This window comes from Streptomyces rubellus (assembly GCF_036323805.1).
GTDB lineage: Bacteria > Actinomycetota > Actinomycetes > Streptomycetales > Streptomycetaceae > Streptomyces.
Window position 1 is genome coordinate 1 of the sequence record NZ_JAZDCX010000050.1, and the last position, 5650, is coordinate 5650.

Below are 5650 nucleotides of genomic sequence, written 5' to 3' on the forward strand. Positions count from 1 at the left end.
CACTCCCGCCTACTGGGTGGGACAGGTACGGGAGCCGGTCCGCTTCGCCGACGCGCTCGCCTCGCTCACCGGGGTGCGGACGGCGCTGGAGCTGGGGCCGGACGGAGTGCTGTCGGCGGCCGCCTCGGCGCTCCTGGACCAGGCCATGGCCGTACCGGCACTGCGGCCCAGGCGCGACGAAACCGAAACGCTGCTCCGCGCCGTGGGAACCCTGCACGTGCGGGGTGTCACGGTGGACTGGGCCCCCCTGCTCGCCCCCGCCGACGGCCGGCGCATCGAGCTGCCCACCTACGCGTTCGCCCGCGAGCGTTACTGGCCCTCGGCCTCAGCGTCGGCACGCCCCGGTGACGTGGTCTCCGCCGGACTGGGGGAGACCGGGCACCCCGTCCTCGCCGCCGGCGTGGAACTCGCCGATGAAGGCGGCCTGTTGCTCACCGGACGCATCTCCCTCCGTACACACCCGTGGCTCGCGGAACACCGTGTGCACGGCCGGATCGTGGTGCCCGGCACGGTGTTCGTCGACCTCGCGGTGCGCGCCGGCGACCAGACGGACTGCGACGTCGTGGACGAACTGGTACTGCACACACCGCTGGTGCTGACCGCCGAGGAGTCCGTCCAGCTCCAGGTCACCGTAGGCGCCCCGGGCGAGGACGGGGGGCGGGAGATCACCGTCCACTCCCGTACGTCCGATGGCACCGGCTGGTTCGGGCAGCCGTGGACCAGGCACGCTTCCGGCACACTGCGGGCCGCAGCCCCGGTTGCCGCGCCGGAGCTGACCTGGCCGCCGGTCGACGCGCAGGCTGTGCCGATCGACGAGCTCTACCCCGAGCTGGCCGCGGCCGGCCTGGACTACGGGCCCGTGTTCCAGGGCCTGCGCGGAGTCTGGCGAGCGGGTGAGGAACTCTGGGCCGAGGTCGAGCTGCCCGAGACGGCGCACGCCGACGCCGGACGCTTCGGACTGCACCCGGCGCTGCTCGATGCCGCGCTCCACTCGCTCACCGTAGGGGCGGTGGCGTCCGACGGCCCCGCCGGGCCCCCCGGACTGCCGTTCTCCTGGTCGCAGATCGCGCTGACCGTCTCCGGCGCCACCACGCTCCGCGTCCGTGTCTCACCACGCGGCGCCGACGGGGTGGAGCTGTTGGCCGTCGACCCCGGCGGGCAGACCGTCGTCTCCGTCGGACGAGTGGTGCTGCGTCCCCTCGCCGAGGACGCCGTGACGGGTACCGCCCTGTCGCGGCCGGTGCACCGGGTGGACTGGATTCCGCTCCCCGACGCGGCACGCACCCCTGACACCTGGGCCGTCCTGGGCAACGACCCGTACGGCGCGGCCGATGCGCTCTCGGCCCTGGGGGCCGACTGCGCGCGGGCGTCCGACATCGCCACGGCCTCGGCCGACTTGCTGCTGGTCACCTCGGCACCGGACGACGGCCGGGACGACGCGGAGGCGCGGGTGACCGCGATGCTGGCCACCGCCCAGGACTTCCTGGCCCGCGAGGACGCCGACGCCACACTCGTGGTGCTGACCCGGGGCGCTGTCGCCGCCAGCGCGGGTGACGACCTGTCCGACGTGGCGGGCGCCGCCGTGCGCGGCCTGCTGCGCAGCGTGCAGTCAGAGAACCCCGGCCGCCTGCTGCTGGTCGACGTCGACGCCGACCCGTGGACCGCGCTGCTCAGCGTGCCCGGTATGGACGAGCCGGAACTCGCCGTCCGCAACGGCCGGTTGTACGCCGCCCGTCTGACCTCGCTCGCGGAACGCACCCTGCAGGCGCCCGAGGGCCCGTGGCGTGTGGGTGTGGTGTCGCGGGGTGCTGTCGAGGGTGTGGGGTTGGTGTCCGCGCCTGATGCGGAAGCCGCACTGGAAGAAGGACAGGTGCGGGTGGCGGTACGAGCGGCGGGGATGAACTTCCGGGATGTGCTGAACGCGCTGGGCATGTACCCCGGGGAGGTGGAGCTGGGGGGCGAGGCCGCTGGCGTGGTGGTGGAAACAGGGCCCGGGGTGTCGAAACTCGCCGTGGGGGACCGGGTGCTGGGGTTCTTCAGCGGGGCGATGGGGCCGTTGGCGGTGGCGGACGAGCGGTTGGTGGCTCCAGTTCCGGCAGGATGGTCCTTCGCTCAGGGCGCTGCGGTTCCGATCGCGTTCGTGACGGCGTATTACGGACTGCTGGACGTGGGCGGTCTGGTGGCCGGGGAGTCGGTGTTGGTACACGCGGCCGCGGGCGGGGTCGGGATGGCGGCGGTGCAGATCGCGCGGCATGTGGGAGCTGAGGTGTACGGCACGGCCTCGCCCGGCAAGTGGGGCGCGACCGGGTTGGACGCGGGGCACCTTGCCTCCTCGCGGGATCTGGAGTTCGAGAAGACCTTCGCGGAGCGTACGGGCGGGCGTGGGGTGGATGTGGTGCTGAACGCGTTGGCGGGTGAGTTCGTCGACGCTTCGGTCCGTCTGCTGACCGAGGGCGGACGGTTCGTGGAGATGGGGAAGGCGGATATACGTGATCCGGACTCGGTGGAGGGCCGGACGTACCGTGCGTTCGACCTGAGCGAGGCGGGTCCCGAGCGGATCGGGCAGATGCTGGACGAGGTGCTGGCTCTGTTCGCGCGAGGTGTGCTCACTTTGCCGCCGGTGCGGACTTTCGACGTACGGCGGGCGCCGGACGCGTTTCGTTTCATGAGCCAGGCCCGGCATGTGGGCAAGGTCGTGCTGTCCGTACCGCGTGCGGTGGAGCCGGGCGGCACGGTGCTGATCACGGGTGGCACGGGTGCTCTGGGTGCGTTGATCGCCCGGTACCTGGTGGACCGGCGCGAGGTGGACAGGCTGCTGCTGCTCAGCCGCCGCGGCCCGGACGCCGAAGGGGCGGACACCCTGGCGGCGGACCTTGAGGCGGCCGGAGCGCGAGTCGAGATCGTGGCCTGCGACGTCACCGATCCCGAAGCCCTGGCCGAGGTGCTGAACGGGCGACGCATCAGCTCCGTCTTCCACCTCGCGGGTGTCCTCGACGACGGTGTGGCCACCGCCCTCACACCCGACCGTGTCGCCCCGGTGCTGGCGCCCAAGATCACTGCGGCGCGCGCTCTGCACCAACTCGTCCCCGACGCAGAGGAGTTCGTGCTCTTCTCCTCCGTCTCCGCCACCCTGGGCAGTCCCGGCCAGGCGTCGTACGCCGCGGCCAACGCCTACCTCGACGCCCTGGCCCACCACCGCCACACCTGCGGGCTGCCGGCCCTGTCCCTGGCCTGGGGCCCGTGGGACGTCGGCGCGGGCATGCTCGGCGTGCTCACCGACGGCGACCGCCGGCGGGCCACCCGCTCCGGTCTGCCCGTGCTCACCGCCGACGAAGGCCTGGTCCTGCTCGACGAGGCTCTCACCGGGCCCGACCCCGCCGTGGTGCCGGGTGCCGTCGATGTCACCGGGTTCGCCGGCCGCCCCGACGTACCGCATCTGCTGCGCGGTCTGGTGCGGGGCCGCCGGCGCACCGCCGCCGTGGCCCGGGAGGCCGGCTTCGCCGACCGGCTGCGGGCTCTGCCTCCCGCCGAGCGAGCGCAGGTGCTGCTGGACTGGGTGAGGTCGGAGGCGGCCACCGTGCTCGGCTTCGCCGGAGCGGACGCCGTCGAACGGGACCGGGCGTTCAAGGACCTCGGCTTCGACTCGCTGACCGCCGTGGAACTGCGCAACCGACTCGGCGCGGCCACCGGCACCCGACTGCCCGCCACCCTCGTCTTCGACTACCCGACGCCCGACGCGCTCGCCGAGCGGCTCGAGGCCGATCTGGTGCCGCCCGCTCGCGATCCGGCGGAGGCCATGATGGCTGAACTGGACCATCTGGAGGCCACGTCAAGCGAGTTGTCCGACAGCGACCGTTCACGGCTGCGGGTCAGGATGAGCGCCCTGCTCGCCCGGTGGGCGGATGCACCCGACGACCGGAACACCGCCGATGAGGTCCGGGACGCCGATCTGCACTCCGCCACCGAGGAGGACATCTTCGCGCTCATCGACAACGAACTGGAGAGCCCGTGACCCGCCACCACTGAGCGGATCCCACCGTGACCGGTACGGGTGACGAGCGTTGCACGGGACACTGAATCCCGCTCGGCACCGCCGCCCGGCGGTCACCGGGACCGACCCCGACCCGCTGTACGGCGCTGAACACCGCGACCACGGGACGGACCGCCAGGCTCCGGCACACCGTCCTCGCTGTCCAGCGGAAGCGATCCCCGCGCGCGAAGGCGTGGACGAGGTCCACTCGCCGACGAGGCGACAGCGCGCCGCTATCGGGTGCTGGAGTTCACCGAGTGTGTTCCGTACGGAAGTATTCCGCGAACGGTTCCCGGAATACCTCCCAGGGGGGTCGCGTGATGACGCGGACCGGTCCGCGCCGTCCGAGCCTCGTGGCGTATTCACACGACACGGCCCCCTCTTCGCGCCGGTCATTCCCGGCGTGCCGATCCGCCCCCCGGACACCCGGAGCGACCTCCCGGTTCGTCCCCCTCTAGGGGTGGGCTAGGGGTTGTCTGCGGCTTGGAGTCGTTCGTAGCCTCAGTGAGGGTTTTTGCTGGTGATATTGGGGCGATTTTTCGGGAACCCAAAAAGATTCGGGAACCCAAAAAACTATGCGACACGCGGCCCGTGTGATCTGTGCGAGATTCCCCGTGCGAAAAAAGTGAACTGCCGGTCCGGAGAAGGTGGCATTGAGTGGCCGACAATCAGAAGTATCTCGACTACCTCAAGCGGCTCACCGCGGACCTGCGGCAGACCCGGCGCCAGCTGCGGGAGGTCGAGGCGCGCGGGAGCGAGCCTGTGGCGATCGTCGGCATGGGCTGCCGCTATCCCGGGGGCGTGCACTCCCCGGAGGACCTCTGGCAACTGGTCTCCGAGGGCCGTGACGGCATCTCCGGATTTCCCCTCGATCGCGGCTGGGACACCGCCGTATACGACGACGACCCCGACGCCGCCGGCACGACCTACGTGCGCGAGGGCGGATTCCTCCACGACGCGGGCGAGTTCGACGCCGACCTGTTCGGCATCTCCCCCCACGAGGCGCTGGCGATGGACCCCCAGCAGCGGCTGATGCTGGAGACCTCCTGGGAAGCCCTGGAACGCGCGGGCATCGACCCGCTGTCCCTGCGCGGAACTCGCACCGGCGTCTTCATCGGTTCCTCGTCGTCCGCCTACGGCACCGGCCTGCGCACCCTCCCGCAGGGCGTCGAGGGCCATCTACTCACCGGCAGCGCACCCAGCGTCGTCTCCGGCCGCGTCGCCTACGCCCTGGGCCTCGAAGGGCTCGCGGTCACCGTGGACACCGCCTGTTCGTCGTCACTGGTCGCCACCCACCTCGCCGTGCAAGCGCTGCGCAACGGCGAGTGCGACACGGCACTCGCGGGCGGCGTCACCGTCATGATCAGCCCCGGCATCTTCACCGAGTTCAGCAGGCAACGAGGCCTCGCGGCCGACGGCCGCTGCAAGCCGTTCTCCGCCGACGCCGACGGCACCGGCTGGTCCGAGGGCGCCGGCGTCCTCGTGCTGCGCCGCCTCTCGGACGCCCGCCGCCGTGGCGACCGGGTGCTTGCCGTGATCAAGGGGTCCGCGGTCAACCAGGACGGCGCGTCCAACGGTCTGACGGCGCCGAACGGTCCGTCGCAGGAACGCGTCATCCGT

The 5650-nt window shown here is 71.9% G+C and carries 2 protein-coding genes; both read left to right on the forward strand.

The genetic code is table 11. The features are described 5' to 3' along the window. Nucleotides 1-4012 (forward strand): SDR family NAD(P)-dependent oxidoreductase (locus V1L54_RS29140; RefSeq protein ID WP_330121164.1); only part of this gene is annotated, 4012 nt, incomplete at its 5' end. A 675-nt stretch (nt 4013-4687) separates the two neighbouring features. Further along, nucleotides 4688-5650, forward strand: a 963-nt coding sequence (locus V1L54_RS29145) for a beta-ketoacyl synthase N-terminal-like domain-containing protein (RefSeq protein ID WP_330121165.1), incomplete at its 3' end; no start/stop codon positions are given.